This is a genomic window from Xanthomonas hawaiiensis (assembly GCF_031834635.1).
GTDB lineage: Bacteria > Pseudomonadota > Gammaproteobacteria > Xanthomonadales > Xanthomonadaceae > Xanthomonas_A > Xanthomonas_A sacchari.
Window position 1 is genome coordinate 2430290 of record NZ_CP115873.1, and the last position, 24921, is coordinate 2455210.

Consider the following 24921-nt stretch of genomic DNA (forward strand, 5'->3'; position numbering starts at 1 on the left):
TGGACCTCAACATGTCTCGCCAACCCTTGGGACTTGAGGGCAAGCTGCGTCACGCACCTTTGGAAACAGAGAGCGTCACTCGGCCTTGTCAGTACCGGCAAATACCACGTCCGCAGCTGCCCAATATCGGCTGAGCCGGGGTCCGCTGGGCGATCGCATCTGTTAAAGCCTGGAAAGCACGCGTCAGCTACTGCTGGGGTGTCCGCGCTCAGTGCGTGGACGTTGACGTATTGGAGTAATCAGGGGCTCAAACGAAATTGTCTAACGCTCAGAGCTTTGAGTACTATCCTACAAATGTCTATTGTCGCATCACGACTCCGCCGCTACCTGCGCCTTCCGGCGCTGGTGTTGCTGCTGCTCGCGGTGCAGATAAACCCGATCTTCGCTGCCATAGGTGACACGCACGAAGCTGCGCGAGGCCTAGCTGAGCACCTGCACGATCGTGACGAGCAGGTTCTCACTCAGGATGCAGCTCATGACGAAGATGGTCAGGGCGGCGACTTCTTTCACGCTCTAATGCACGCCTCTCACTGCTGTGGCCATCTAAGTGCAATTCCATCTGCATTTGCATTAAGTCTTCCACTGGCAGTGGCGGCCAGCGCGCCTGAGTCCGGACAGTGGCAAGCACGTTCGGTGCGCATTCGTTTCGATATCCGTCCTCCGATCGGTCTGTAATGGTCTATCGCTCTTGCGGGCGATCACTGTTTTGACCTTTTCCGGAGAATTCCCATGTGGTTGCGATTGGCGACACTGGTCGCCTGTGCCTTTGCGCCTGCGCTTTATGCGCAAGAGCAAGTGCCTAGTCAAACGTTAACTCTTCAACAGGCGATCGAACATGTCGCCCAGACCCATCCCGATCTTCGCTTGGTAGACGGCCAGCGTGCTGTGCTGCAGGCCAACTATGACTCGGCAAGCTTCAAGCCTGCCCTGACCATTGGTGCAATGGTCGAAAATGCCCTGGGATCTGGCGCCTATCGCGCATTCGACCAGGCAGAAGTCACCGTAACGCTCGCCGGCACGCTGGAACGCGGTGGCAAGCTTGACGCGCGCAAAGCCTTGGCTCAAGCAAATATCGACAAGTTGGCGCCACAGCGCGAAGTAACGCGACTTGATCTATTGGCTGAGACCGCACGCCGCTACTTGGCTGTCGCTGCGGCTATACGCCAACGCGAGATTGCCGAGCTGGACATCGAGCAGCGCCGCCGTACGGTCGACGCTGCCAAGCGCCGATTTGCGGCAGGTGCATCTCCTGAGTCGGTGGTGCTCACGGCACTAGCTGCATTGGCTGAGGCAGAGCTGGATCGCGATCGCGCTAATCAGGCTGAGAAGGCTGCGCGACAATCGCTTTCATCGCTCTGGAACAGCCTAAGCCCCGCCGCTGGTGCGGTGTCTGGCGATCCCATGGTGTTGCCCAACCTGGAGGACTTCGCTCTGTTGAGTGGCTTTCTGGCGCGTACGCCAGAGCTAGCACAGCTCGCCGGCGAAGGGCGCATTCGGGAGGCGCAGCTGCGCTTGGCCCGAAGTGATGCCACACCTGACATCCAATGGCAGGTCGGTGGCCGGGCCTTTCGCAGTGGCAATGACGTCGGCATCTTGGCGGGCTTCACCATTCCACTAGGCGCGTCGCGTCGCGCACAGCCAGGTATACGTGCGGCGGAAGCAGAACTGGCACTAACAAACGTGGAGCGCGAGGCATTGCTGGTCGGAATGAACTCAGCTCTTGCTACGGCTTATGGTGATTACAGCACTGCACAGCTGGAAGTGCAGCGACTGCAGAGCGATGTTTTGCCTCGACTGGCAAAGGCCGAGACTGCGGCCGACCGGGCCTGGCGCGCAGGAGCCATCAGCTACATGGAGTGGGCGTTGTTACAAGACCAGCGCATCCAAGCGCGGCGGCGTCAGCTCAACGCGGCGCTCTCGGCACAGGCTGCGCTCATCGAAATCCAGCGATTGCTGGGACAACCCATCGTTAAGGCGCAAGGCGCCTCGAATACGGATACCCCTTCGAAATGAAAATCTCCAACCCCATGAACGTGTTGGTGTGGTTTCTCGTGCTTGCCCTTGCAGGCTGCGGAGGCTCGAAGCAGCCGACAGAAACCGAACCCGGTGCGGGTCCTGCGAACACGCAGGGAGATGAGCCAGGCGGGCATGCAGAAGAAGCGGTTGAATCGACCACGATCTCAGCTGCGGATGCGGAGGCAAACGGCGTCAAAGTCGCTGTCGTTGGCAGCGGCAAGGTGGCCAATGAAATCGATGTGCAAGGCGTAATCCGGGTCATCGATGGGAGCGTGGCTCACGTCAGCGCACGCTATCCAGGGCGTGTGGCGGCGCTTCGCGTCAATGTGGGCGACAAAGTCACGGCAGGACAGAATCTCGCCAGTATTGAGAGCAATCTGAGCCTCAGCACATATGGCGTTGTCTCGCCAATCTCGGGAGTGGTGCTAAGTCGTCAAGCGCAGACAGGCGGCGGAGCGGCCGAGGGGCAGACCTTGTTTGAGATCGCTAACTTCAGCCGAGTGTGGGCTGACCTGACTGTCTTTGGGCGCCAAATCAGCGACGTGCGGCCCGGACAGCAAGTCACGTTAGAGAGTCTATATGGTGGACAACAGATCACCACTACGATCGACAGCGTGCTGCCGGGCACGGCCAGCGCATCACAGAGCACAGTAGCGCGATTGACATTGGATAACGCTAAGGACCAATGGCGCCCAGGTATTGCAGTGACTGGCAAGATTGCGACTCGCGCGCGCGACGCCGCTGTAGTCGTCCCACTTCAAGCTATCCAGACAATGGATGGTCATGAAGCAGTGTTTGTTCGCACCGGAGAACTCTACTCCTCTCGCGCCGTGAAATTGGGCGAGAAGGATGCGCGAGTCGTCGAGGTGCTGGATGGCCTAAAAGCTGGCGAAGAGGTTGTCATTGAGCAGAGCTACCTGATCAAGGCAGACATCGAAAAGTCTGGCGCCTCGCACGAGCACTAAGGAGACCGACATGCTAGAAAAAATTATTAGGATCTCCGTCAGCCACAGATGGTTGATGATGGCACTTACTGTTGTGCTGATTGCGGTTGGTGTGTGGAGCTTCAAACAGCTGCCCATTGACGTCACCCCAGACATCACCAACGTCCAAGTGCAGGTCAACACGGCAGCGCCTGGCTATTCGCCGCTAGAAGCAGAGCAACGCATCACCTATGCGGTCGAAACGGCGATGGCCGGCTTGCCGAGAATGGATTACTTCAGATCGATTTCTAGATACGGACTGTCGCAGATTACGGTGGTCTTCAAAGATGGCACCGATATCTACTTCGCTCGCCAGCAAGTGGCCGAACGCCTGCAACAGGTCAAGTCGCAAATTCCTGTCGGCATCGAGCCAACCTTGGGACCAATCGCCACGGGCATGGGGGAAATCTTCTCCTACACGATCGATGCCGATCCAAAAGCACGAAAAGCTGATGGCACGCCTTTTACTGCAACAGATCTACGAACTCTGCAGGACTGGGTAATTCGCCCTCAATTGCGCAACGTGCCTGGTGTCACTGAGGTGAACACGCTCGGCGGTTACAAACGTGAAGTGCACATCACGCCTGATCCGGCTCGCCTGCGTTCACTGGACTTGACTCTGGAGAGTTTAGTCGAAGCGCTACAGAAAAATAACCAAAACGTAGGCGCCGGCTACATCGAGCGCAATGGTCAACAATTTTTGGTGCGGATGCCAGCGCAAGTGGCGGACATCCCGCAAATCGAACAGATCGTCGTGGCCAACCGCGGTGGGGCCGTCATTCGTGTGCAAGACATCGCGCAGGTGGCGGACGGTGCAGAATTGCGCACTGGTGCAGCTACGCAGAACGGACACGAAGTTGTTCTGGGTACGGTTGTGATGTTGGTTGGCTCGAACAGTCGTGACGTGGCACAGGCCGCTGCGGCGCGCTTGAAAGAAGCAGAAAAGAGCTTGCCGAAGGGTGTCACTGCAACACCGGTCTATGACCGCACTGTGCTGGTGGATCGCACGATCAGCACGGTGGCGAAAAATCTGATCGAAGGCGCATTACTCGTCATTGTTATCCTTTTCCTGCTACTAGGAAACTTCCGTGCGGCCTTGATCACTGCTTTGGTGATCCCGCTGGCCATGCTATTCACGCTAACTGGCATGGCCCGTGGCGGGGTTTCAGCCAACCTGATGAGCCTGGGTGCGCTGGACTTCGGCCTGATTGTTGATGGCGCAGTCATCATCATCGAGAACTGCTTACGGCGCTTCGGCGAACGCCAGCACCATCTTGGCCGTCAGATGGACTTGGCTGAACGTTTCGAAGAAACGGCAGCTGCGACCGCCGAGGTGATCCGTCCTAGTCTGTTTGGCCTGGGCATTATTACTGCGGTTTATTTGCCGATCTTCGCGCTTACAGGGGTGGAGGGGAAGATGTTCCACCCGATGGCCATCACTGTAGTGCTGGCGCTGACGGGTGCCATGATCTTGTCGTTGACCTTTGTGCCGGCCGCAATTGCCCTTGCGCTCAGTGGGAAGGTCGATGAGAAGGAAAATCGCATCATGGCCTGGATGCGGCGAGGTTACGAGCCACTGTTGAACTTCAGTCTACGACGTGGTGCGCTGGTCGGCATTGCGGCTGTGGTGTTACTTGGCATCAGCGCATTAATGGCATCGCGGCTAGGCAGCGAATTTGTACCCAGCCTGGATGAAGGCGACATTGCACTGCAGGCGATGCGTATACCCGGCACAAGCCTGACGCAATCGATCGGGATGCAGCGAGTCCTTGAGGAGCGCTTGGCGAAAATGCCCGAGGTTGAACGGGTGTTCTCAAAGATTGGAACATCTGAAGTAGCCTCTGACCCCATGCCACCTTCTGTGGCCGATACATTCGTGATGATCAAGCCGCGCGATCAGTGGCCCAACCCCAAAAAACTAAAAGCCGATCTGGTCTCGGAGGTGGAAAAAAGCTTAGAGACAATTCCGGGGAACAACTATGAGTTCAGTCAGCCGATCCAGATGAGAACGAACGAGCTCATCTCGGGCGTGCGAGCGGACGTGGCCATCAATGTATACGGCGACGACCTGGCGACGTTGCTGCAGATCGGACAGAAGGTTGAACAAGTTGCGAAGAACGTCGCCGGCGCGGCAGATGTCAGGGTCGAACAGGCCAGCGGACTTCCGTTGCTGACAATTGAACCTGATCGGCGAGCCTTAGCGATCTATGGCCTCAGTGCGGATGATGTGCAACGTACGGTTTCCACAGCCGTGGGCGGTGAAGTAGCCGGACAGCTATTTGAAGGTGACCGTCGATTTGATCTGGTAGTCCGGCTGCCCGAATCATTACGACAGAATCCTGCTGCGATAGAGAGCCTGCCGATTCCTCTGCCCGCCGATGCTAGTGCTGCAGCCGGCAGTGTTGCCCGGACAGTGCCGTTAAGTGAGGTAGCCAAGGTGATCGCAAGCGAAGGGGCTAACCAGATCAATCGCTACAACGGCAAACGTCGCATCGCTGTCACTGCAAACGTGCGGGATCGCGACCTGGGTGGCTTTGTGGCCGAACTGCAAAGCCAAGTGGGCAGTAAGGTGCAGGTGCCGAGTGGTTACTGGTTGGAATACGGTGGCAGCTTCGAGCAGCTGATTTCAGCGAGCGAGCGGTTGGCTATTGTTGTGCCGGTGACGCTGGTGTTGATCTTCGCTTTGCTTTTTATGGCTTTTGGCTCGATCAAGGATGCGGCAATCGTTTTCAGTGGAGTACCGCTGGCACTGACTGGTGGCATCCTGGCGCTGACCGTGCGTGGCATCCCCTTGTCCATCTCGGCAGGAATCGGTTTCATTGCGCTGTCCGGCGTGGCAGTGCTTAACGGTCTTGTGTTGATCAGCTTCATCAAGTCTTTGCGCGAAACTGGCACAAGCTTGGCGGATGCTGTGCGCGAGGGCGCGCTAAGCCGACTGCGACCAGTTTTGATGACCGCCCTGGTAGCGTCACTTGGCTTTGTACCCATGGCCTTGAATGTGGGGGCTGGCTCGGAGGTGCAGCGCCCGTTGGCGACGGTAGTGATCGGTGGAATCATTTCATCAACTTTGCTGACACTGGTCGTGCTGCCGGTGCTTTATCGCTGGGTACATAGCAGGTTTGCGAATCGCGCAAGCACGGCGTCCTAAGTCAATCAGTATTGCCCCTGCCGTGAAGTCACGGCCGGGGCCATCGGCTGGGCCCAGCTTCAACTCTGGTCCATGGGAGAACTCAAATGAGTGGAAACCACGATCACGGTGTTTCCGAGGTCAAATTCGAGAAGCCACTATGGTGGGCGCTCGTCCTGACGGCCACGTTTCTGGTCGCGGAAGTCATCGGCGGGCTGATCACTAATAGCCTCGCTTTGCTGTCCGATGCTGCGCACATGATGACCGACGTCATCGCGCTCGGTGTCTCCTTGTTCGCTGTTCGCATGGCCAAGCGGCCTGCAGATCTCAGCAATACTTATGGCTATGCTCGCATGGAGGCACTGGGGGCATTGATCAATGGGGGCCTGTTGTTCCTTGTGGCTTTCTACATCCTGTGGGAGGCAGTGGGCCGCTTTCGGCAGCCTCCAGAGGTTGCTTCAACTGGCATGTTTGTAGTGGCGGTACTTGGGCTGGTCGTCAATCTGATCTCGATGCGCCTATTGAAAGCAGGTAGTGGGGATTCGCTCAATGTTAGAGGTGCATACCTGGAAGTGTGGAGCGACATGCTGGGCTCCATTGGCGTGATCGTGGGCGCAGTCATTATCCGATTCACGGGCTGGACGCTAATCGATCCCATCATTGCTGTCGCGATTGGCCTGTGGGTGCTCCCGCGCACGTGGACCTTGCTGAAAGCAGCCTCACATGTATTGATGCAGGGTGCTCCATCTGGAGTTGCAGTCGAAGACGTGCGCGCTGCACTGATACGCAATCGCAACGTAAGCGAGGTGCATGACCTGCACGTATGGTCACTGTCCAGCAAACGTCCGGTCTTGACCGCGCATGTAGTGTTGCAGAAAGAGAGCGCTCCTTTAGATGAGGTCCGGAGCGAACTCAGCGCGACTGTGGATGAGCTATTTGGGATCGAGGAGATCACCCTACAGATTGAACAAGTGTCATGCGCTGATGAGGGCAATGCGCATGGGCATTCATGAGCGCGCTCGTGCGCTACTGAAGCGACCGCTTATCAGTCCCGAACTTTTAGTCTGGAGCGTCGCAGTCTATGCGGCGCTGATGCTGAATCCCGCGTTTTGGCGGGCAGTCACTGCCTCAGAGGCCTTGAACGGTTTCACAGGCGCAACATCCCGAGTCTGTATTGCGCTCGTTATGGTGGCTCTGAATGTCATTGTGGTACGACTTCTATGTACACGCTGGACAATCAAGCCAGTGCTGATCAGTTTTACTTTGATCACTGCAGTGCTGTCCTATTTCTCGCTCCAGTATGGCGTGCACTTCGACGTAGGTATGGCGCGAAATATCCTGGCAACAGACGCATCCGAATCTAACCAACTATTGACCCGCAACCTAGTTATGGGTGTGGCGTGGTCTGCTAGCTTCCCTATCCTTGTGCTGCTCTTTGTTCAGGTGACCTGGAGACCGCCGCTCGCTTCGCTGCTGCGGGCATTGGGTACGGTCGCCATCGCATTGGTCGTGTTGGTGGGCGCGGCAATCGCCGGATTTAAGGATATCTCGCCGCTAATGCACAACAATCGGGAAATGCGACATCTAATTGCTCCCGAAAACTTGCTGGTCTCATTTGTCCGTGTCGCTGCAAAGGATGGCTTGGGGCCATATCGGGGCCCTCGGACTGTGCTCGCGCCCGATGCGATCCTGACACCTGGACACAGCACGTCTCAGCGGCCTCATGCCCTGATCATCGTTATAGGTGAGACAGTCAGGGCTCAAAACTGGGGCCTGAATGGGTATTCACGGCAGACGACCCCCAGGCTTGTGACAGAAGACGTTACAAACTTTCGTAATGTTCGGGCCTGTGGATCGAGTACAGCGGTCTCATTGCCGTGCATGTTCTCAGCGTTTGGCCGCAGCAATTACGATGAGCAGAAGATTGAACGATCAGAGTCGCTGCTTCACATCCTGGCGCGAGCTGGCGCCGATGTCAGTTGGCGAGACAACCAAGGCGGCTGCAAGGGCGTATGCGATGGCTTGCCGTTTGAGTCGTTCCGTGATCAGCAAGACCCCGCCTTGTGCAGTAGCGAAGGCTGCATGGATCAGATACTGCTTAAAGGCCTACAAGAACGTATCGCTAGCTCGCCCGGTGATGTTGTGATCGTGCTCCACCAATTAGGAAATCACGGGCCTAGCTACTACCAGCGGTATCCGCAGCGGCTCCGCAAGTTCACGCCGGATTGTCGAAGCCCGGACATAGGAGAATGTACCGTCGAGGAGGTCGTTAACGCTTACGACAATGCCATCCTGGCTACTGACGAGATGGTAGCTGCTGCCATTGATCTACTGAAGGGCGTCACCACACACGACAGTGCGTTGATTTATCTATCAGATCACGGTGAATCTCTAGGCGAACGCAATTTGTATCTGCATGGCCTGCCGTATGCGATCGCGCCTGATACCCAAATGAAAGTTCCGATGTTGACGTGGCTATCCGAAGGCATGGCCCGATGGCGCGGGTTGAATCGTCCTTGTCTTGAGCGGCGTGCTCGGGAACCTGCCTCGCACGATAATCTTTTTCATTCGGTTCTGGGTCTAATGCAAGTTGGATCAAAGGTCTACGACCCTCGCAAAGATGTGTTCGCAGGTTGTACAAAATCATGAAGAGGCCGTCAGGAACTGCCGAGGCACGAAGCATGGGGCTGCATTTTCATATCCTGTCAGAGCTCCCGCGCTCTAGAGTGGATGCGTTGCGGCCTACCAGCCGCGTCTGTTGCACTGCCTTGGAGTCCTCGACACTATGAACGAGATGAACATCGAACAAGTTCGTGCGGCGATGTTTACCGACCCCGGTGTGAAGGCGGTGGACGATCTACGCCTGGTCCCCGGGAAAGAACATGGCCGTGCGATCACGGCCACCATCACTGTCGCTGCGCCCTCGGTCGATCTGAATCTGGTGCACGCCGTGATTGCCAAGGTGCTTGCCGATCAATTCGACATTGATCAAGTCATGCTGTGCTTCAACGACCCGGGCCCGGTACCGCCGCCGCCCACCGGCGCGCCGTTAGAGAAGATGTGATCGCTGCCCGTGGCTCTATGCGTCTGCGCTGGCAGGCGCATAGAGCTGATGACCCGGCAGCGCACACGCGCCGGCATACACGAATGCCACGCTCTGGCGTGCTCGGGTGAAGGCCACATAGTATTTCGGTGGCGCGGTGACGCGGGATGCATCGGCCGTGCGCAGGTACAGCGTCAATGGCCCGTTGGGGAAGATCAGTACACGCCCATAGGTCCGGCCCTTGCACTGGCCGAAGTTCACGGCCGGCAACCCATCACACGCTTGCCGCCGGTCGTACCGAAGCACGGTGGGAGCGAATTCCTGCATGTACGCAGCCACATGCTCGGGAGCGATGAGGTAGATGCCATCGTGCCCGGTGACCTCGCCATTGCCTGACTCGGTCCGTGGCATCTGCGGGTAGAGCGCGTCGGCCAAGTCGCAGAGCGTCTGGACACAGCGCAAGCTGATGAGGCGGTGATCGAGCTGGCATAATCCATCCGCTTCCCAAATCCGGAACAACGCTGCCAGGTTCGGCCCGCGATATTGACTATGCCTTTGCGCATAGTTGGTGGCATACGTCGCCTGCCGCGTATCACCTACCAACGTAATGGCGATATCGCTCTTCAACAGCCGCTCGACCAGATCCAGATCGTAGCCGGCCAGGTCCTGGACCTCGTCGATGTAGAGCTCGTCGTACATGGCCGCCAGGCGCGCCATCACTTGACCTTGGGTCAGTTCATCGCATCGCACAGCAAAGTCGGCCGCCCGATCGGAATACATCCGGTTGCCCGCCAGATAGTGTCGCGCGGCTTGGGTGCGTGGGGCCCGATTGTTGGTGAGACCTTCCACGAACAGGATCGTCTCTACCCGAGGCTCGGCGCAAAGCGCAGCTTGGTACGGGCGGATGCACTCGCGCAGCAGAAAGCCATACCAGCTGTGCAAGGTGACATGCGCGGGGACTGCGCCGGCGTGAACCTCAAACGAGCGCCGGATCTCTTCAAGGTTCTCCAGCGTGTAGGTAACAATCGCGATGCGGCGCCCAGGCCGCTCCAAGGCCTGCCGAACCAGCAACGTGGTCTTGCCCGAGCCGGCCGCTGAGAGCAGGACCCGGTTAGGTGATGGCACGCTGGACATAGTCCGGGAACCTGATCGAGTGCCGGCTGTTGAAGATCGCCAGGGCCGTATCGGTCTTGTGACCTTTCATGTACTTGAGCAACGCCACCTCATCGGCGAATGACTTGTCCAGCACGGTGTTGAGCTCGGACACAGAATTGGCTTTTATCAGTTGCTCTTCCAGCGACGGGGCGCTTTCGTCGGAATCGTAGTAGATGGCGTTGGGATAGTCGGCGTAGCGTTCCTGCACAACGGCGATATCGCCATCGTTGTCGGTGATCACCTTGGCTTGAATTCTCAGCCGATCTGCAATCTGCAAGAAGCGCTTGAATGCCAGCGACTTGACCGAAATGATGTCTACGCCATGAGCCATCGGCGCCACGCCGTGGTGGTCGCTGTAGGCACGCTGCACGATCAGCTCATCAGAAGGGCCCTCCACCAGGATTGCCTGCTTGGCCAGGATCAGCCGCAGCGTGTCGTGGCCTGGCAGCTTCATGAAATAGTCGTGTGTATCGCTCGGCAGCTGGTCCAGCTTCATCTGGCCCTGCGCGCTGAACAGGATCACGTTGTCCACGCCCAGCTTGTTCAACACGAAGCTGCTGTGGGTGGCGATGATCACCTGCTGCGCGGTGGAGAGGGTCGCAATCTTGTCGATCAGTTGGGTCATGCTGGAGAAGGACAGATGGTTCTCCGGCTCCTCGATCAGCAGCACGTGGGCCGCCCCTGCCGCGTGCATGGCCAGCTTCATCTTCACCGCGCTCTGTTCCCCCTTGCCGGCCTGGGTGAAGGGGAGCTCATCCAGGTACGGAGACAGGCTGGTTTCCCATGTTGAGCGCGGCGATGTATCCACCCCCACCGTCAGCGCTCGGTGGCTGATGTCCCCGGTGTGCTCGGTCAGGTAGGCATTGATGGCCGCCACATCGGCTTCTTCGGAGAAACTCTGCCGCATGCGACGGAAGCTCAGCGACAGCGAGACGCGCTGCGCAGGCGTCAGTGCCTGCTCGATGATGCCGGCAATATAGCGATCGGCACCGGACAAGGTCTTGATGCCGTGCGTGTCGATGATGGTCGAGTCGAACGGAATACTGCGGGCGGTGACGCCATTGTTGGCGAAGGAATACCATCGCACCGTGTAGTACTCCACCGGCAGGCTGACCGCACCCTGGTGCTGCTGCAGGTAGGCGTTGAACTCCTCGCGGTAGTCGTCGTTGAGCTCGACCAGCAGCCGGATGCCGGCGGTATCTAGGCGCAGGGAGTTGTTGGTGCCGCGTAACGACGCCAGCGCGGCATCGCCGCCCAGATAGGCTTCGATGGAGATCCGTGGCGGCGAGGCCGGCGTGCCTGCTGCAAGCGCCGCGAAGTACTCCCGCACCGTCGGCTGATGGAACAGGTAGGGCGTGAGCTCGTAGGCGAGATTGCGCCCATGCAGCTGGCCGGTGACCACCGCGTGGATGGCCTCCAGCAGAGTGGACTTGCCGACCTCGTTATCGCCCACCACCAAGTTCATGTGGGCGTTGAGCGGCAGGTCCAGATGGCGAAACGACTTGAAGTTGTCGATGACGATACGTTCGATCGGCATGCACAGTCCTTTGATGGCCAACGAGTTCGGTGGCGGCGCCTGCTTGCACCCCGGCTGGCCTCCTTTCCGCTCTGGGCCATACTACCCAGCGATCGCCGGCCTTGGGCGGTTTCGTACCGTTTTGACGACTTGAAATGGCCGAAACGCCGGTTACGCGGGATAATTCCATATTATCCCGCTTGATGTTTAGGCCGCAGGCTCGGCCCTCATTGACGTTGAATAGTACGTAATTACATGGTATGTAATCAATTACGAAATAACCGGAGTGGACGCATGGCTCGGTCTGGCTTGTACAAAAGCGATGTGCAGCGTGCCCGGGACACCCTCCGGGCCGAAGGCAAGAACCCCTCGGTAGACGCCGTCCGCGTAGCGCTGGGCAACACGGGGTCTAAAACCACCATCCACCGCTACCTGAAGGAGCTGGAAGTGGAGGAAGGGCAAGGCCCAGGCGCCAAAATCGCGATCAGCGACGCCCTGCAGGACTTGGTCGGTCGTCTGGCCGAACGGCTGCATGTCGACGCCGAAACGATGGTCGCGCAGGCACAGGAACGGTTCCAGGCCGAGCTGCACGAGCGCACCCAAGCCTTGGAACAGGCCCGGCAAGAGGCCGGGAACCTCAGTGTGCAGCTTCAGCGCACCGAGACAGCTCTGCAGACAGAACGCGAGGCGAGCGAAGCCGCCAGGGGCGAGGTGGCCAGCCGCACCACCGAGCTGGCAAAACTGCAGGAACGCATTGTGGGCCTCACTGCGCGGCTGGCAGAGCACGAAAGTCACGCGCGCTCCCTGGAGCAGAAGCACGAGCATGCCAGGGAAGCCCTTGAGCACTACCGCACCTCGGTTAAAGACCAACGCGAGCAGGAGCAACGCCGGCACGAGCACCAGGTGCAGGAATTGCAGGTCACTCTGCGCCAGGCCAACGAAGCATTGACCGCCAAGAACCACGACCTGGTGCAGCTCAACCGGGAGAACGGCCAGTGGCTGGAGCGTCACACTCGATTGGAAAAGGAGGTGGCGCAGCTGCGCCAGACCATCCAGACGCAACAGGGCGACCTCGATACGCTGCGCCTGACGGCGGTCGAACACCAGGCGCTGCAGGTGCGCTGGGGCCAAGACGCTCAGAGTTTGGACGCCGCTCGGCAGGACCTCGCACAAGCCAGAACCGAGCTGGCCCAGGAGCGCGAACGACGCGAGCAGGCCGAAGCGGAAACCCTGCGCGCCACAGTGCGCCTGAGCACTCTGGAGCCGCTGTTGGCCCAGCTGCAGCCGGCCAGAGCCGGCGGCAAAGGCACCAAGCGGATCTCATCGGAAGAGACGCCGGGGTCATAGCCTAGGAAGAGAACATCAGGCGCCACGATCGCAAGGAGCTTCACCATGAGCGTAGTCACCACCACACCCCCGGAAATCACCCGTGCGGTGCGGCGCTTAACCGATTCGGTCGTACGCGGCGCAGAACCGGTCTATCTCGATGTACGGCCGGAAGCCGACGCGATCGTGCGCGAGTGCTTTCCCAACGTGCAGGCCAAGGTCGCGCGCGACGGTGGTCAGATGCTGTGCGGGTGGCAGCTGTGGGAATGGCCGCACGTGCTGGTCGAGGCAGAATTCCATGCGGTGTGGGTCAGCCCTGAAGGGGAAATGATCGACATCACGCCAAAGCCCGAAGGCGAGAAGCGCATTCTCTTCGTGCCGGACCCGCGCAGACGCTACGAGGGCCTGGCCATCGACAACGTCCGCATGCCATTACGCGATGACCTGCTGATCAAGCACTTCATCCAGATGTCCGAAGCGATCGTCCGGGTGATGAACCGCGGCGAGCGATCATCCCAGTATGGCGAGGTCAGCGTGCCCGCCGATGAAATCCAGCCCCTGCTACAGGCGAGGGATTTCTTGGGCCAGTCACTCGGTGCGGGATTGCGCGAGCATGCACCGTGCCTGTGCGGCAGCGGCAGCAAGTACAAGCGCTGTCATGGGACGCAAGTAGAAGCATTCTTCCGTCGTTGACGGTGGTGCCCCTGGTCGGAATCGAACCAACGTGTACGCGCTTATCTGGCGCGTGCTCTCACCGGGGTATAAGGCCGGCGCTCTGACCATCATGAGCAACAGGGGCGTGATCGATCGATGCGATCACGCCGGTATTCGAAGGTCGAGCTGGCTCAGGCGGTTCATGGGGCAAGCATACCGGGGATGGACGCCATGCCGCTATCCCCGGGCGCGGCGGTAGGAGTGGGCCCACGCCGGAGCAGGGATGCGGTCGGTCGCCACCAGCCAAGCCATCCGCAAGGCCTGCGCGTCCACCAAGGCATGGTGGCGCCTGGCCCTATGTTCCGGATGGGCCGCGAACCAATCTTCCACCAGCAATCCCGGAAGACCTTCCTTCGACATGCGTGTCATGACCGGCGCCGGCCGGGGCCCGCACGCGGCAACCTGGTCATCGGGTAACTCAAACCCATCAAGGGCGTACCGCAGCAGCTGGAGATCGTTCGGGAAATCCGCCATCACTGCCGGCGCGTCGACCTCGCTGAGGAAGGCGCGCAGCTCGGTAGTCAAGACAGCATCAGCCAGGGCTGCGTCGCCGCGGTCTAGCAGCGGGTAGACGCTTTGACGAACGAAGTCGGTGGGAGCCTCGGGCAGGCTGGCTCGCTCAGCGTAGAAAAGGCGGTCTCCACCTTCGTTCACCAGCGCCAGACTCACCAGCTCGCTGCCCGTCACATCGGCCCACTCGGTGTCCAAGAAGTAGTACGTGGTGGTCATGGTTGAATGGTGCCACAGCTCCCTGGGGAGGGCCGCCCCTGGAAGTGCGGCCGAGGGTAGAATTCACCGATCCATCAATCGGTTATCGAAGATCTGGCCGTGTTCGTAACGATTCCCTGCCAACCCTCTGATTCGCGTGCGACTGGATCGATTTTTGCAATATCAGAAAGGTGGCTGAGATCAATCCGATGGCCCATCTCATGAGCAAGCGTGACGGCAAGCCCATACATCTGTGCTAGTTCGCCACACTGCGAAGGCGATACGTAAGCTTTGCATTCCTCGTAAAGACCCCTCGCGTCAGGATGTGTAGTCAACCAGCTTGATGTGCTTACGAAGGTCCTCAGCTGATGCAGGTGCATACACAGCGCATCTGTTAGAAGAATGATGACACGCTCTCCTTCAAACTCAATCGTCCCGGTCGCTTGACGATCAGCTTTGATCCCCCATACGCCACATACTTCTGGGAACAACCCTGAGAGCGAATGCTCCAAGAGTATGTCGCACATGCTTGCACTGCAAGAAAGGATTGGGTCTTTCCTCACTTGATCCGGTGACAGCGGCATACTTTCGTAGCCAATGTTGACCAGCTCCTCGTAACTCTCTTCCAAGCCTAGGATCACGATGACCTCCTGCCTCAGTTGGGATATGGCGAGCGCGCGTGGTTTTCTTGCCTCACTTAGCACATCGCGCAAAAAACGCCGTCTCGATGCACTCCTTTGCCACCAATGCTCTTGATGGGGTCCACCCTACACCCCGATAAATCTTCCTAATTACTTCTCAGCCACACTTGCTCTATACCAAAAAAGAACATTTCACGATGTTGGCCTAAGCCTAGCTAGAAGCCGGTTTGGCGAGTCCCACTTTACCTCTCTTCACCTAGGGGCGGATGTATACATGCGATGCCTTGTCTACGGCACGAACCAAATACCTAATAGTTGGCTCGGACTCGTGTTACGCCGAGGTGCCATTCGGGCCGCCTGATACCTCAACGGGGCGCAAATCTCTCTCATACACCCCTCGCTCGGAAAGCGTCTTTTAGCTACAGCACGGACAATGAAGTGGAAGGTCTCTGATCAGCATGACTTAGCAACCCAATAAAATGGATCTTCCAATCCGATGGAAATGCTTCTTTCGGGAGATATCGAGGGAGATCTGATCAGGACTGTCTGTCATAGGCGATACAGACTACCAACACCGCTCGCCGTCGCCGCGTCTGTGCAGTCCGCCATCGGCAACCCCTGCGACCATCCCGCTGCCATGGCCTGCGCATCACGCAAGGGATCGGACGCCTTGGCGCGCGCATTGCGAAGACGGCAGGTTTCGCGGTCTTGGGCGAACAGGCCGCGTGCGAACAGTCTGCCCTGATCTGCCAGTTTCGTGGTCTTGGGTCCGCGGATTGCGGCAAAACGCGACAATGCTCGATCCAGCGCACCGCTGGCCTCTTCGAGGCACCGCGCCAGATGCCAGGCATCTTCCAACGCCTGACAGGCGCCCTGGCCCGAGGTCGGCAGTGGCGCGTGCGCCGCATCGCCGACGAGCAGCACATTTGCTCGGCTCCAGGTGTGAAGCGGCTCCACGTCGTGCACGGCGATCAGTTGGATGGAGTGCGCCGGCGTGGCTTCGATGAGGCGGGCGACAGGCTCGGGCCATCCTGCAAACAGATCCATCACGTCCTTGCGCATCTCCGCTGCTGGCGTCGCCTCAGGCAATGGCCGCGCCTGCGCGGCGGCCCAGTACACCAGATCCGTCCGGATCGGTACGCAACCGAAGCGATCGCCTGACCCCCAGTAATCGTGAATTGCGAGGTCGCTGACCAACGCGCCACTTCCCTGCGCAACGCCGATCCAGTTCACGAACCCTTGGTAGATGGGCGTGTTGTCCCCTGCGACGAACTTGCGCGCCACCGAGCCCATTCGGCCATCCGCGCCAATGAGCAGATCCGGACAGATGCTCTTGCCGTTCTCGAATCTCGCGACGGCCTTGCCGTTGGCATCCAGGTCGATCGCGATGGCTCGATGCCCGAACTCCACCTGGATACCAGCGCGTGCCACGTGGTCCAGCAGTACCGCCTGCAAGTCGCGGCGCAGGATCGTATGGGTCGGGTAGCCCATGAGTTGGTCCAGCAGCGTGATGTCCAGGCCTCCCAGCGCGTTACCCGCTGCGTCTTTGCGGTGTACCGAGAATGGCCGACCGCCCACCGCCCCGACATCCTCCAACAACCCGAGTTCTTGCAGCACAAAGCCCGCGTTGGGCCAAAGCGTCACGCCAGCGCCCATGGTCGCCGGCCCGTTCCGACGTTCATAGACGCGGAGGGTGTGCCCCTGCTTGTGCAACGCGAGAACCGCGCTCAAGCCTGCGATGCCGCCACCCAGTATTCCGATCTCCATGCCGATGCATCCCGATTCAATTGGTCCAGGCGTGCCGTTGAAGGGCAGCCGTTGGACGGGAGTGCATCTTGGACCTCGCCAATTCTGCCAACTAGCATGCAAAAATGGCGGGATTTCATACCCCAGTTGGGATAATCGTGCGCAGCGACCTCGACCTCAATGCAGTCCGCGTCTATGTGGCCGTCGTCGACGCGCAGAGCTTTTCCGGGGCTGGGCGCCTGCTGGCGTTGCCGTCGTCCAATGTCAGCCGTCACGTCGCGGCGCTGGAGCGCAGGCTGGGCGTTCGCTTGCTGGAACGCAGCACGCGCCATCTGCGCATGACGGAAGCCGGAAAGCTGGTGTACGCGCGCGCCAAGCCGGTCCTCGACGCCTTGCTGGCCACGGAGGAGGAGCTTGGCTTAGTCCAGCGCGAATTGAAGGGGCCCCTCAGGATGTGCATGCCCAACGAAGCGCCCAGGCTGCTCGCGCCTATCCTCGCGGAATTCTGCAGCCTCCATCCGGGCATCGAGCTGGAATGCGACACCCGCCTCACCGGCCTGGAGGTGTTGCGCGAGGACATGGACCTCTCCATCGTCTTCCACCGCGGGCGTCAGGATGACAGTGCGTTCATCACCCGCGAACTGGCGACGTTGCCCAGCATTGTGGTCGCGTCCCCCGCGCTATTGGCCCAAACCGGAACGCCGCGTCACGTGCGCGAACTCAAGTCCTTGCCTTGCATCACCACCGTGAGCGCGCTGAAGGGCCAGCCCTGGCAGTTTCTCGATCCTGCGGGCGAGATCGTGAAGGTGCCTGTGCGCGGCCGCTACCGCGTTAACAGTGGTGAACTTGCGGTGGCAGGTGCGCGCCAGGGGCTTGGCTTCGCGATCGTTGCGGCCTACCCATGCCAGGAAGATCTTGCCGCGGGTCGATTGCAGGAAGTGCCGCTGGATCTAAGCCCTGCACCGCTGCAATTGCTTGGCGCCTACAGTCATCGGCATTCGGTCACTGCGCGGGTTCGGGCGTTGTTGGAGTTCATCCAGGTGCGGCTGCTGGTGTTCGGGGGGAAGTCAACGTAAGGCCCAACGCGATAACGTGGCGTGGGAGCCCCCCCTACTCAGCTGCTTCGCGAACTTCTGTCTTTGCCAACTCCTGCCGTTCGCAGCCGGTAGCTTCCGCCGTGCAAAAGCACGTGTGCGCTCAGCGACAGGATTCCGGCAACTTCTCCAGCAAACCCGCCACCACCGGCGTCAGCCAGTTCGCGACTTCCGGCGGAATCGCGTCACCCGCCCCCTGCCCGACTTCGCTGCGGGCCTGCTCACAGGCCTTGACGATCCGCGGGCGCATGCCGGACCACAGCGCCCTGCACTGCCAGCCATCCCGGCCCAGGGGCAGCACAGCGTAGGCGATCGACTCGCATTCCTGCGCGGCGCGGGCGCCCAGCGGTTGACCGGCGTACTCGTGCGGCACGGTGTCCAGCGTCGGTTGGTAGTAGCTGTCGGGGAACGCGGCCGCATAGCGCTCCGGGTCCAGTTGCAGCCGCAGGCCGGTCGCTGTCAGGTCGAGCGTGCGGCCGCAGGGTGCCGCGGCGGCGATGCGCTGGATTGCCTGGTAGATCGGATGGTCCAGGTCGTGTTCGCGTGCGGTTACCTCGGACGTCGCGGCCAGCACCGGCAGGCGCGCGCGGTTGGCCATCTTGGCCAGTTCACCAGAATGGGCCGGCGCGCAGCGTTCGCGGACGCTGGCCACGATCAGGAATGTGGCGTCGCGCGCGAATGCGGGATCGCTGTGCAGCAGTGCGGTGATGCGCTTGTCGGCTGCATCGTCGGACAATGGCGCGACATGAAATGCGGGCACAGTTGGCGGGTGGATCGCCGTGGTCGCATCAGCATGCGTTTTCGGCGCCACATGCCCCCGCGTGCGCAATGCCAACAGCACGCCGCCGGCAACGATGACCCCACAGGCGGCGATCACGATCGCCAAAAGCATCTGCGACTTCAGGCGCATCGATCCACGCATTCAGCCCTGCACCGGGGCGATTGTGGCGTCCTCTGCCTCGTAGGTGGCATTGGCGATATCGGCCTTGAAGTCGGTCAGATGCAGCCGCCCCTGCAGGTGGAACGGGTCCCATAGCTCCGGCACGTCGATCGGGGTGCGCAGCACCACGTGCAGGATCTGGTTCGGTGGCGGCGGTGGTACGTGGATGCAGGCGCCATAGAACGGCACGAACAGCAGTTCGCTGACCTTGCCCTGGTCGTCGCTTTCCAGCGGCACCACGTAGCCGTCCAGGGCGAAGCGTTTGCCTTCCAGCGCTTTCACCACCTGCGAGGAACCGAACTGCGCGGCGCGCTGGGTGCCGGAATGGTCGATCGGCATGCCGTTGACCACCGACGGGCCATCGTCGACCGGCGCCGGCTGGTCCATCACCGCGGCGTCGCCTCGCCAGGACGCGCTGATCCGCGGCGGTGGACGCTGGTAGATGTCGTTGGCCGGCGCCAGTTGTTCCCAGCGTTCGACAGTGTCCGGGACAGCGTCGGCTGCTGCGGTCGTGTGGGCGGGCGCATGCGTCGCAGCGCGTGCTGATGCCGACGTGGTGCCGGCCTGCCCGCCGTCGCCGTGGCAAGCCGCCAGCAGAAATAGCATCGCAACCAGCAGGAAATGGCGATCAGCCTTTTTCATAGGGATGCAGGTGCGCCTGCTCCATCGTGTAGGCGGTGCCGGCGAGTTCGCCGTGGAGGGTTTCCGCGCGCAGTTGGCCGGTCAGGTAGAACGGGCTGTACATGTCGGGCGGGTCGATCGGGGTGTCCAGGCGCACATGCACGATCTGGTTCGGCGGCGGAGGCGGCACGTGGATGCAGGCGCCGTAGTACGGCACGAACAGGAACTCGCGCACGCGGCCGGCGTCGTCGCTGTCCAGCGGTACCACGTAGCCCGGCAGGCGGACCTTGCGCGCCAGCACGGCAGCCACGGTGTTGTAGGTGCCGGTCTGGGGCATCGCACGCTTGCCGGTGTGGTTGACCGGCGCTTCGTCGCTGTTTTCCAGCGCCTTCAGCTCGGCTGGCGGCAGCATCGCGCTCCAGTCCAGCTCGCGATAGCCGTCGGCGTCGGGCTCGCCCAGTGGCGGGTCGATCGCGGCGTCGTTGGCCGGTGCTGGCTGCGCCGCCGCTATCGCCTGCGCTTTTTCCGGAGCGGTGGGTTGCTGCTGCCGGCCGCAGCCGCACAGCATCGCGAGCGCCAGCAAGGGAAGGATCCAGCGGGTCATGCTCACAGCTCCGGCGACAGGCCATCGGCCAGCGTGCGGCGATAAGCCAGCAAGGCCGGCACGATGCCGGCGAGCACGCCGGCCAGCACCACACAGCCGAGCCAGCCCCACTCCGTCGCGCTGGGCGCGATGCGGTTGATCGCCAGGCCGAAATGATCGAGCACCCAGCCGCGCGCCAGCCAGCTGGCCGCGATCACCACCAGCAACGCCAGTACGCACGACACCACGGTGACCAGGCCGGCCTCGAACAGCAGCAACCAGGCGATGTCGCGCGGCCGTGCGCCGACCGCGCGCAGGATCGCCATCTCGCGCCGGCGCTCCTGCAGCGTGGCCACCAGCAGCGCGACCATCGACACCAGGCCGAGCAGCACCACCAGCGAGGCGATCATGCGCAGCGCGCCTTCGGCGGTGCCCAGCGTGCCCCACAACTGCTGCAGGGTGACGCCCGGCATGATCGCCAGCATCGCTTCTTCCGGGTACTCGTTGATCCGCCGCTGCACCGAGAAGGTGGCGATGCGAGTCTTCAGGCCGAGCATGAAGGCGGTGATGGTGTCCGGGGTCAGGTCCCTCGCCCGCGCCTGCGCGGCGCTGACGTGCTGGCCCGGCAGGCGCACGCCGGAATGCCAGTCGATATGGATGGCCTCGATCGCCTGCAGCGAGACCAGCACGCTGGAATCCACCGGCGTGCCGGTGCGGCGCAGGATGCCGACGATCCGGAACGGCTTGTCGGCATGGTTGGCCAGGCTGATGCGTCCGGTGCCGTGGGTCAGCACGATCTCGTCGCCGAGGTGGCGGCCGAGCGCGGCGGCGACGTCGGCGCCGATCACCGCATCGTAGAGGTCGTCGAATGCCCTGCCCTGCGCGAACGCCAGGGGATGCTTGGCGCCGTAGTGGTAGTGCTCGAAGAATCCGGTGCTGGTGCCGACCACCCGGTAGCCGCGATAGGAATCGCCCAGCGACAGCGGCACCGCCCACTTGACCTCGGGCATCGCGCTCAGGTCCTGGTAGCTCTTCCAGGAGACGTTGTTGGTGGCGTCGCCGATGTGGAACACCGAGTACAGCAACAGGTTCACCGGGCCCGAGCGCGCGCCGACGATCAGGTCGGTGCCCGACACGGTGCTGGCGAAGCCTTCGTGCGCCTGCGTGCGGATCCGCTCCACGCCCAGCAGCAGTGTCACGCTCAGGGTGATCACCAGCACGGTCAACGCCACGCCCAGGCGCCGGCTGCGCAGGCTGGCCAGTGCAAGCTTCAACAGGCTCATCGCGCACCTCCGGCGCTGGCGCGGTTGAGCGTGGCCAGGTCGGCCTGCGCGTCGAACAGCGGTGCGATCGACGGATCATGGCTGACCACGATCGAACTGGTACCGCCCTGCCGGCACTCGGCGAACAGCAACTGCAGGAAGGCCTGCGCCGCGACGGGGTCGAGCGCGGAGGTGGGCTCGTCGGCGAGCAGCAACGGCGGCCGCGCGATCAACGCGCGCGCAGCGGCCACGCGTTGCTGCTGGCCGACGCTGAGGCGCGCGGCCGGGCGCGACCACAGCGCCGCCACGTCCAGGCCCAGCGCGACCATCAGCCGCTCGATCTCCGTGTCCAGCGCCTGTGTGCCTGGTGCCAATCGCCCGCGGCGCGCGGAGAACTGCAGGCCCAGGGCGATGTTGTCGCGGGTGCTCAGGAACGGCAGCAGGTTGAACTGCTGGAAGACCACGCCGCAGTGGTCGGCGCGGAAACGGTCGCGTGCGGCCTTGCGCAACGCCGCCAGGTCCTGCCCGGCCACACGCACGCAGCCGGCGGTGGGCTGCAGCACGCCGGCGATCAACGCCAGCAAGGTGCTCTTGCCCGATCCGCTGGCGCCGCGTAGCAACAGTTGTTGCCCACGCGGCAGCGCGAACGATGCGATGTCCAGCACCGGAGCGGCGCTGCCGGGATAGCCGAAGCGCACCTCGGCCAGTTCGACGACGGGCTGCTGGTTCATTCCGGCAACTTCACCCGGGTCTGCCCGTGCACGACCTCGGTGCGGCCCTGCCCGGCCGCGGTGGCGACATCTACCACCGCCGTGTGCAGCCCCGGGAAACGTTGCGGGAGCAACACCTGCAGGTGATCGAGTCGCGTCGGCTGGGCGCAGTTGAATGCGTAGTGGGCGTGGAATTCTGCATGGCTGTGGCCGGGTTCGTCCGGATCGGCCATCGCCACGTCGTAGCCCTCGGTGGTGACCTGCGCACTGCGCAGCGAGCAGGCCGCCGCGACCGGGAACTGCAGCCAGTCGGCACCGCGCAGGATGGCGACGGCGGCCTCCAGCCGCTGGCGCTCGCCGGCATCGCGCGCCGGGTGTTCGAAATCGAGGATGCCGATGCCCGGCGCGTTGAGCTGCACGTCCACGGCCGTGCCATCCACGGCCACTTCCAGGTTGGCCTGGCCGTGCACATGCGGCCCGTGGTGGCGGACCGCAGCGGCGGCGGGCGAACTGGCGGAGAGGAGCAACAGGATCAGGGGAATGCCAGGTCGCATAAAGCACGCGTCGGTTGAGTTACACTATAACATTAGTGAACAATCGAGCTTGCGTGCAAGCCTGCCGCTGCCGTCAGTCAGCCGCGGTTCGCCTCCGGCCACCGCAGACGTGCGTTGCCCAGCCGGCCTGTGCCGCGCTGGGCGTTGAACTTCAAGGACCTCCATGTCTTTCTCCATCATTCCCGACAGCTACACCGCCTGGCGCCACTGCATCGAGGTCGACTGCGGCTTGCGTCTGGAACCGGCCTACATCGCGCAGCGCATCGCTGCGCTCAACGACCCCACTGACCATCACACCCAGCAGTTCGTGCGCTGCTGGGGCGAGCCGCATCGCCAGCAGGTGCTGCAGTGGTTTGCGCAGGCGCAGGCTGCATGCGCCGACGGTCGCGTTTGAACCCTCTCGCATCGCGCGACGCGGTCGCGGGTGCCGTTGACCGCGATGCGTTTCTTCTGCGACCGCTGCTCAGCCGGGCGTGTCGGTCGCGGCGCAGCCCTGTATGGCAACGTCCTGATCCAATGCGGGCAGTGAGTCCTCAAGCGATGGAGGTCGGCCCCGACCGGCGCGCGCATCGGCGGCGCGCTCTACGCTGACGCGCTGACGCGCCTGGACAGGGCCGCGCCAAGCTATCCGGAACCCATCGGCACCGGGGCATCTCGCTGACACGTGCGTTGCCGCAACGGGCTGCCAAGCTACGACGGCTGCCGGTAGCATGCACGCGCATCGCCGCCCGGCGTCCACTTCCCAAGCTCCCGCAAGGACACCCAACGTGCCGCTCGCTTCCATCGCCAGCGCGTATCCCGCGCGCCGTTTCCTGTCCGCCGCCATGGCGTGCCTGTTGCTGTCGGCCGCATTCGGTGCCGACGCCCGGACGCAGCCCTCGCAGTTCCAGATCGTCGAGAGCGTGCCCGAGGCCAGCGTCTACGGCGAACCCGGGGTGCCGCGCACCCAGCAGACCTGGCTGGCGATGATCAATGGGGCCAAACAGCGCATCGACATCGCCGCGTTTTACATTTCCGAGAAGCCCGGCACCGGCCTGACGCCGGTACTGGACGCACTGTCCGCCCGCGCCCGCGCCGGCGTGGCGGTGCACCTGCTGGTCGACCACACCTTCCTGGCCAAGAACCCGGACAGCGTCGCCTGGCTGGGCAAGGTGCCGGGCATCACCGTGCGGGTGCTGCCGGTCGACACGCTGACCGGTGGCGTGCTGCACGCCAAGTACATGATCGTCGACGACGCCAGCGTGTTCGTCGGCAGCCAGAACTGGGACTGGCGGGCGCTGGAGCAGATCCACGAGATCGGCGCGCGCATCGACGACGCGCGCTTCGCCAAGACCTTCGCCGCCAGTTTCGACTACAGTTGGCGCCTGGCCGACGAAGGCGATCTGGCCAAAGCGCAGGCGCGCGGCGTGCAGCCGCCGGACTTCGCGCCGGTCACCGCCACCGATCCGGTGCTGCTGGACGCCGGCAGCGCCGCGCCGCTGGTCGCCTTCCCCGCGTTCAGCCCGCCGGCGCTGCAGCCGGCGTGGGTCAGCGCCGAGGAGCCGGCGCTGGTCGAGATGATCCACGCCAGCCAGCATGCGCTGCGCATCCAGGTGATGACGCTCTCGGCGATCCGCAGCTTCGGGCCCAAGGGCTGGTGGGCGCCGGTCGACGGCGCCATTCGCGATGCTGCTGCGCGCGGCGTGCAGGTGCACATCATCGTCGCTGACTGGGCGCTGCGCGAACCGATGCAGGCGTACCTGAAGAGCCTGGCCGCGCTGCCCAACATCACCGTGAAGTTCAGCCGGTTGCCGCTGGCGCCGCAGGGCTTCATTCCGTACGCGCGGGTCGAGCACGCCAAGTACGCGGTCGCCGACGACCGCAGCAGCGTCATCGGCACCGGCAACTGGGAATGGAGCTACTTCAACACCGCGGTGGATGCTTCGGTGTTCGTCAAAGGCAAAGGGCCGGCCGAGACGCTAACGCGCATCTTCGATCGTGACTGGAACGGCCCTTATGTGACGACGCTGCAGCCTGGCCAGAACTATGAGGCGCCGCGTACCGAGTAGCTTCTACTGTCGCGCTGGCGGCATGCACCTTCATGTGAGCGACCCGGGCCGGTGTGCGCCTCATCGCGCATCGGCCAGGGGCGCAGCCGAGACGGAAATACGCCGTTGATGCGCGGGTGGCGCTTCGAGGTGGG

The 24921-nt window shown here is 61.9% G+C and carries 23 protein-coding genes and 1 tRNA gene; 12 read left to right on the forward strand and 12 right to left on the reverse strand.

Translation table 11 applies throughout. The features are described 5' to 3' along the window. The first annotated feature begins 294 nt into the window (after positions 1–294). The 7 genes from PG878_RS10430 to PG878_RS10460 all read left to right on the forward strand — a co-directional run bounded on the left by PG878_RS10430 (position 295) and on the right by PG878_RS10460 (position 9190). The gene (locus PG878_RS10430; protein ID WP_152412167.1) at positions 295–675 is read left to right on the forward strand and encodes a hypothetical protein; all 381 of its coding nucleotides are present in this window, start codon (positions 295–297) and stop codon (positions 673–675) included. 54 nt (positions 676–729) lie between these two features. Beyond that, a complete protein-coding gene (locus tag PG878_RS10435; RefSeq protein ID WP_017160753.1) occupies positions 730–2013 on the forward strand; it encodes a TolC family protein in 1284 nt (427 codons plus the stop codon). Next, complete coding sequence (locus tag PG878_RS10440; RefSeq protein WP_017160752.1) at positions 2010–2981, forward strand: efflux RND transporter periplasmic adaptor subunit; 972 nt, start codon at positions 2010–2012, stop codon at positions 2979–2981. Before PG878_RS10435 ends, PG878_RS10440 begins: the two co-directional genes overlap by 4 nt. A 10-nt stretch (positions 2982–2991) precedes the next feature. Then, positions 2992–6147, forward strand: a complete 3156-nt coding sequence (locus tag PG878_RS10445; protein WP_017160751.1) for an efflux RND transporter permease subunit — start codon at positions 2992–2994, stop codon at positions 6145–6147. Between the two features lie 86 nt (positions 6148–6233). Then, the gene (locus tag PG878_RS10450) at positions 6234–7139 is read left to right on the forward strand and encodes a cation diffusion facilitator family transporter (protein ID WP_017160750.1); all 906 of its coding nucleotides are present in this window, start codon (positions 6234–6236) and stop codon (positions 7137–7139) included. Next, positions 7120–8775 carry a phosphoethanolamine transferase gene (locus tag PG878_RS10455; RefSeq protein ID WP_017160749.1) on the forward strand — a complete coding sequence of 552 codons (1656 nt, stop codon included), beginning with the start codon at positions 7120–7122 and terminating at the stop codon, positions 8773–8775. The genes PG878_RS10450 and PG878_RS10455 overlap by 20 nt, the downstream gene beginning before the upstream one ends. A gap of 136 nt (positions 8776–8911) precedes the next feature. Next, positions 8912–9190 (forward strand): hypothetical protein, encoded by a 279-nt coding sequence (locus PG878_RS10460; RefSeq protein ID WP_017160748.1) that lies wholly within the window; start codon positions 8912–8914, stop codon positions 9188–9190. A gap of 15 nt (positions 9191–9205) precedes the next feature. Here PG878_RS10460 and PG878_RS10465 read toward each other — a convergent pair whose 3' ends face one another. After that, on the reverse strand, positions 9206–10303 hold the full coding sequence (locus tag PG878_RS10465; protein WP_017160747.1) for a UvrD-helicase domain-containing protein: 1098 nt from the start codon (positions 10301–10303) through the stop codon (positions 9206–9208). Further along, on the reverse strand, positions 10281–11861 hold the full coding sequence (locus PG878_RS10470) for an ATP-dependent nuclease (protein WP_017160746.1): 1581 nt from the start codon (positions 11859–11861) through the stop codon (positions 10281–10283). Before PG878_RS10470 ends, PG878_RS10465 begins: the two co-directional genes overlap by 23 nt. A gap of 273 nt (positions 11862–12134) precedes the next feature. On the opposite strand from PG878_RS10470, the gene PG878_RS10475 reads away from it, so the two are divergent. Next, a complete protein-coding gene (locus PG878_RS10475; protein WP_046932389.1) occupies positions 12135–13187 on the forward strand; it encodes a DNA-binding protein in 1053 nt (350 codons plus the stop codon). A gap of 45 nt (positions 13188–13232) precedes the next feature. Then, positions 13233–13859 carry an SEC-C domain-containing protein gene (locus PG878_RS10480; protein WP_052757257.1) on the forward strand — a complete coding sequence of 209 codons (627 nt, stop codon included), beginning with the start codon at positions 13233–13235 and terminating at the stop codon, positions 13857–13859. Between the two features lie 3 nt (positions 13860–13862). Here PG878_RS10480 and PG878_RS10485 read toward each other — a convergent pair. The 4 genes from PG878_RS10485 to PG878_RS10500 form a co-directional block, all read right to left on the reverse strand. Then, positions 13863–13965: transfer RNA gene (locus tag PG878_RS10485), tRNA-Ile, on the reverse strand. 92 nt (positions 13966–14057) lie between these two features. Further along, entirely contained in the window at positions 14058–14609 is a 552-nt protein-coding gene (locus tag PG878_RS10490) for a 3'-5' exoribonuclease (RefSeq protein WP_046932391.1), read from the reverse strand. Positions 14610–14683: 74 nt separating this feature from the next. Beyond that, positions 14684–15229, reverse strand: a complete 546-nt coding sequence (locus PG878_RS10495) for a hypothetical protein (RefSeq protein ID WP_209029308.1) — start codon at positions 15227–15229, stop codon at positions 14684–14686. Positions 15230–15778: 549 nt separating this feature from the next. After that, positions 15779–16996 carry an FAD-dependent monooxygenase gene (locus PG878_RS10500; protein ID WP_209029307.1) on the reverse strand — a complete coding sequence of 406 codons (1218 nt, stop codon included), beginning with the start codon at positions 16994–16996 and terminating at the stop codon, positions 15779–15781. 137 nt (positions 16997–17133) lie between these two features. Here PG878_RS10500 and PG878_RS10505 point away from each other — a divergent pair, with 137 nt between their 5' ends. After that, on the forward strand, positions 17134–18051 hold the full coding sequence (locus PG878_RS10505) for a LysR family transcriptional regulator (RefSeq protein ID WP_311163228.1): 918 nt from the start codon (positions 17134–17136) through the stop codon (positions 18049–18051). Between the two features lie 121 nt (positions 18052–18172). On the opposite strand, the gene PG878_RS10510 is transcribed toward PG878_RS10505, so the two are convergent. From PG878_RS10510 to PG878_RS10535, 6 genes are read right to left on the reverse strand one after another with little or no spacing between them, the layout of a single operon-like run. Next, positions 18173–18979: a hypothetical protein gene (locus PG878_RS10510; protein ID WP_244663848.1), complete on the reverse strand. Its 807-nt coding sequence runs from the start codon at positions 18977–18979 to the stop codon at positions 18173–18175. Between the two features lie 12 nt (positions 18980–18991). Continuing rightward, a complete protein-coding gene (locus tag PG878_RS10515) occupies positions 18992–19651 on the reverse strand; it encodes a DUF3299 domain-containing protein (RefSeq protein WP_244663847.1) in 660 nt (219 codons plus the stop codon). Then, positions 19638–20234: a DUF3299 domain-containing protein gene (locus tag PG878_RS10520; RefSeq protein ID WP_209029306.1), complete on the reverse strand. Its 597-nt coding sequence runs from the start codon at positions 20232–20234 to the stop codon at positions 19638–19640. The genes PG878_RS10515 and PG878_RS10520 overlap by 14 nt, the downstream gene beginning before the upstream one ends. A 2-nt stretch (positions 20235–20236) precedes the next feature. Further along, positions 20237–21490 carry an ABC transporter permease gene (locus tag PG878_RS10525; RefSeq protein WP_209029357.1) on the reverse strand — a complete coding sequence of 418 codons (1254 nt, stop codon included), beginning with the start codon at positions 21488–21490 and terminating at the stop codon, positions 20237–20239. Positions 21491–21492: 2 nt separating this feature from the next. Then, the gene (locus PG878_RS10530; RefSeq protein ID WP_209029305.1) at positions 21493–22206 is read right to left on the reverse strand and encodes an ABC transporter ATP-binding protein; all 714 of its coding nucleotides are present in this window, start codon (positions 22204–22206) and stop codon (positions 21493–21495) included. Beyond that, positions 22203–22739 (reverse strand): ZrgA family zinc uptake protein, encoded by a 537-nt coding sequence (locus PG878_RS10535; protein WP_311185946.1) that lies wholly within the window; start codon positions 22737–22739, stop codon positions 22203–22205. The genes PG878_RS10530 and PG878_RS10535 overlap by 4 nt, the downstream gene beginning before the upstream one ends. Before the next feature lie 163 nt (positions 22740–22902). Between PG878_RS10535 and PG878_RS10540 the strand changes: the two genes are divergently transcribed. Together PG878_RS10540 and PG878_RS10545 are read left to right on the forward strand one after the other, a co-directional pair. Continuing rightward, positions 22903–23133: a hypothetical protein gene (locus tag PG878_RS10540; RefSeq protein WP_209029303.1), complete on the forward strand. Its 231-nt coding sequence runs from the start codon at positions 22903–22905 to the stop codon at positions 23131–23133. Positions 23134–23506: 373 nt separating this feature from the next. Further along, the gene (locus PG878_RS10545; RefSeq protein ID WP_311185947.1) at positions 23507–24787 is read left to right on the forward strand and encodes a phospholipase D-like domain-containing protein; all 1281 of its coding nucleotides are present in this window, start codon (positions 23507–23509) and stop codon (positions 24785–24787) included. Positions 24788–24921: the final 134 nt, after the last annotated feature.

Bases quoted from the DNA above. Each gene is read 5' to 3' on its own strand.
- PG878_RS10430 (WP_152412167.1), top strand. From the start codon at position 295: ATGTCTATTGTCGCATCACGACTCCGCCGCTACCTGCGCCTTCCGGCG.
- PG878_RS10435 (WP_017160753.1), top strand. From the start codon at position 730: ATGTGGTTGCGATTGGCGACACTGGTCGCCTGTGCCTTTGCGCCTGCG.
- PG878_RS10440 (WP_017160752.1), top strand. From the start codon at position 2,010: ATGAAAATCTCCAACCCCATGAACGTGTTGGTGTGGTTTCTCGTGCTT.
- PG878_RS10445 (WP_017160751.1), top strand. From the start codon at position 2,992: ATGCTAGAAAAAATTATTAGGATCTCCGTCAGCCACAGATGGTTGATG.
- PG878_RS10450 (WP_017160750.1), top strand. From the start codon at position 6,234: ATGAGTGGAAACCACGATCACGGTGTTTCCGAGGTCAAATTCGAGAAG.
- PG878_RS10455 (WP_017160749.1), top strand. From the start codon at position 7,120: ATGCGCATGGGCATTCATGAGCGCGCTCGTGCGCTACTGAAGCGACCG.
- PG878_RS10460 (WP_017160748.1), top strand. From the start codon at position 8,912: ATGAACGAGATGAACATCGAACAAGTTCGTGCGGCGATGTTTACCGAC.
- PG878_RS10465 (WP_017160747.1), bottom strand. From the start codon at position 10,303: ATGTCCAGCGTGCCATCACCTAACCGGGTCCTGCTCTCAGCGGCCGGC.
- PG878_RS10470 (WP_017160746.1), bottom strand. From the start codon at position 11,861: ATGCCGATCGAACGTATCGTCATCGACAACTTCAAGTCGTTTCGCCAT.
- PG878_RS10475 (WP_046932389.1), top strand. From the start codon at position 12,135: ATGGCTCGGTCTGGCTTGTACAAAAGCGATGTGCAGCGTGCCCGGGAC.
- PG878_RS10480 (WP_052757257.1), top strand. From the start codon at position 13,233: ATGAGCGTAGTCACCACCACACCCCCGGAAATCACCCGTGCGGTGCGG.
- PG878_RS10490 (WP_046932391.1), bottom strand. From the start codon at position 14,609: ATGACCACCACGTACTACTTCTTGGACACCGAGTGGGCCGATGTGACG.
- PG878_RS10500 (WP_209029307.1), bottom strand. From the start codon at position 16,996: ATGGAGATCGGAATACTGGGTGGCGGCATCGCAGGCTTGAGCGCGGTT.
- PG878_RS10510 (WP_244663848.1), bottom strand. From the start codon at position 18,979: ATGCGCCTGAAGTCGCAGATGCTTTTGGCGATCGTGATCGCCGCCTGT.
- PG878_RS10515 (WP_244663847.1), bottom strand. From the start codon at position 19,651: ATGAAAAAGGCTGATCGCCATTTCCTGCTGGTTGCGATGCTATTTCTG.
- PG878_RS10520 (WP_209029306.1), bottom strand. From the start codon at position 20,234: ATGACCCGCTGGATCCTTCCCTTGCTGGCGCTCGCGATGCTGTGCGGC.
- PG878_RS10530 (WP_209029305.1), bottom strand. From the start codon at position 22,206: ATGAACCAGCAGCCCGTCGTCGAACTGGCCGAGGTGCGCTTCGGCTAT.
- PG878_RS10535 (WP_311185946.1), bottom strand. From the start codon at position 22,739: ATGCGACCTGGCATTCCCCTGATCCTGTTGCTCCTCTCCGCCAGTTCG.
- PG878_RS10540 (WP_209029303.1), top strand. From the start codon at position 22,903: ATGTCTTTCTCCATCATTCCCGACAGCTACACCGCCTGGCGCCACTGC.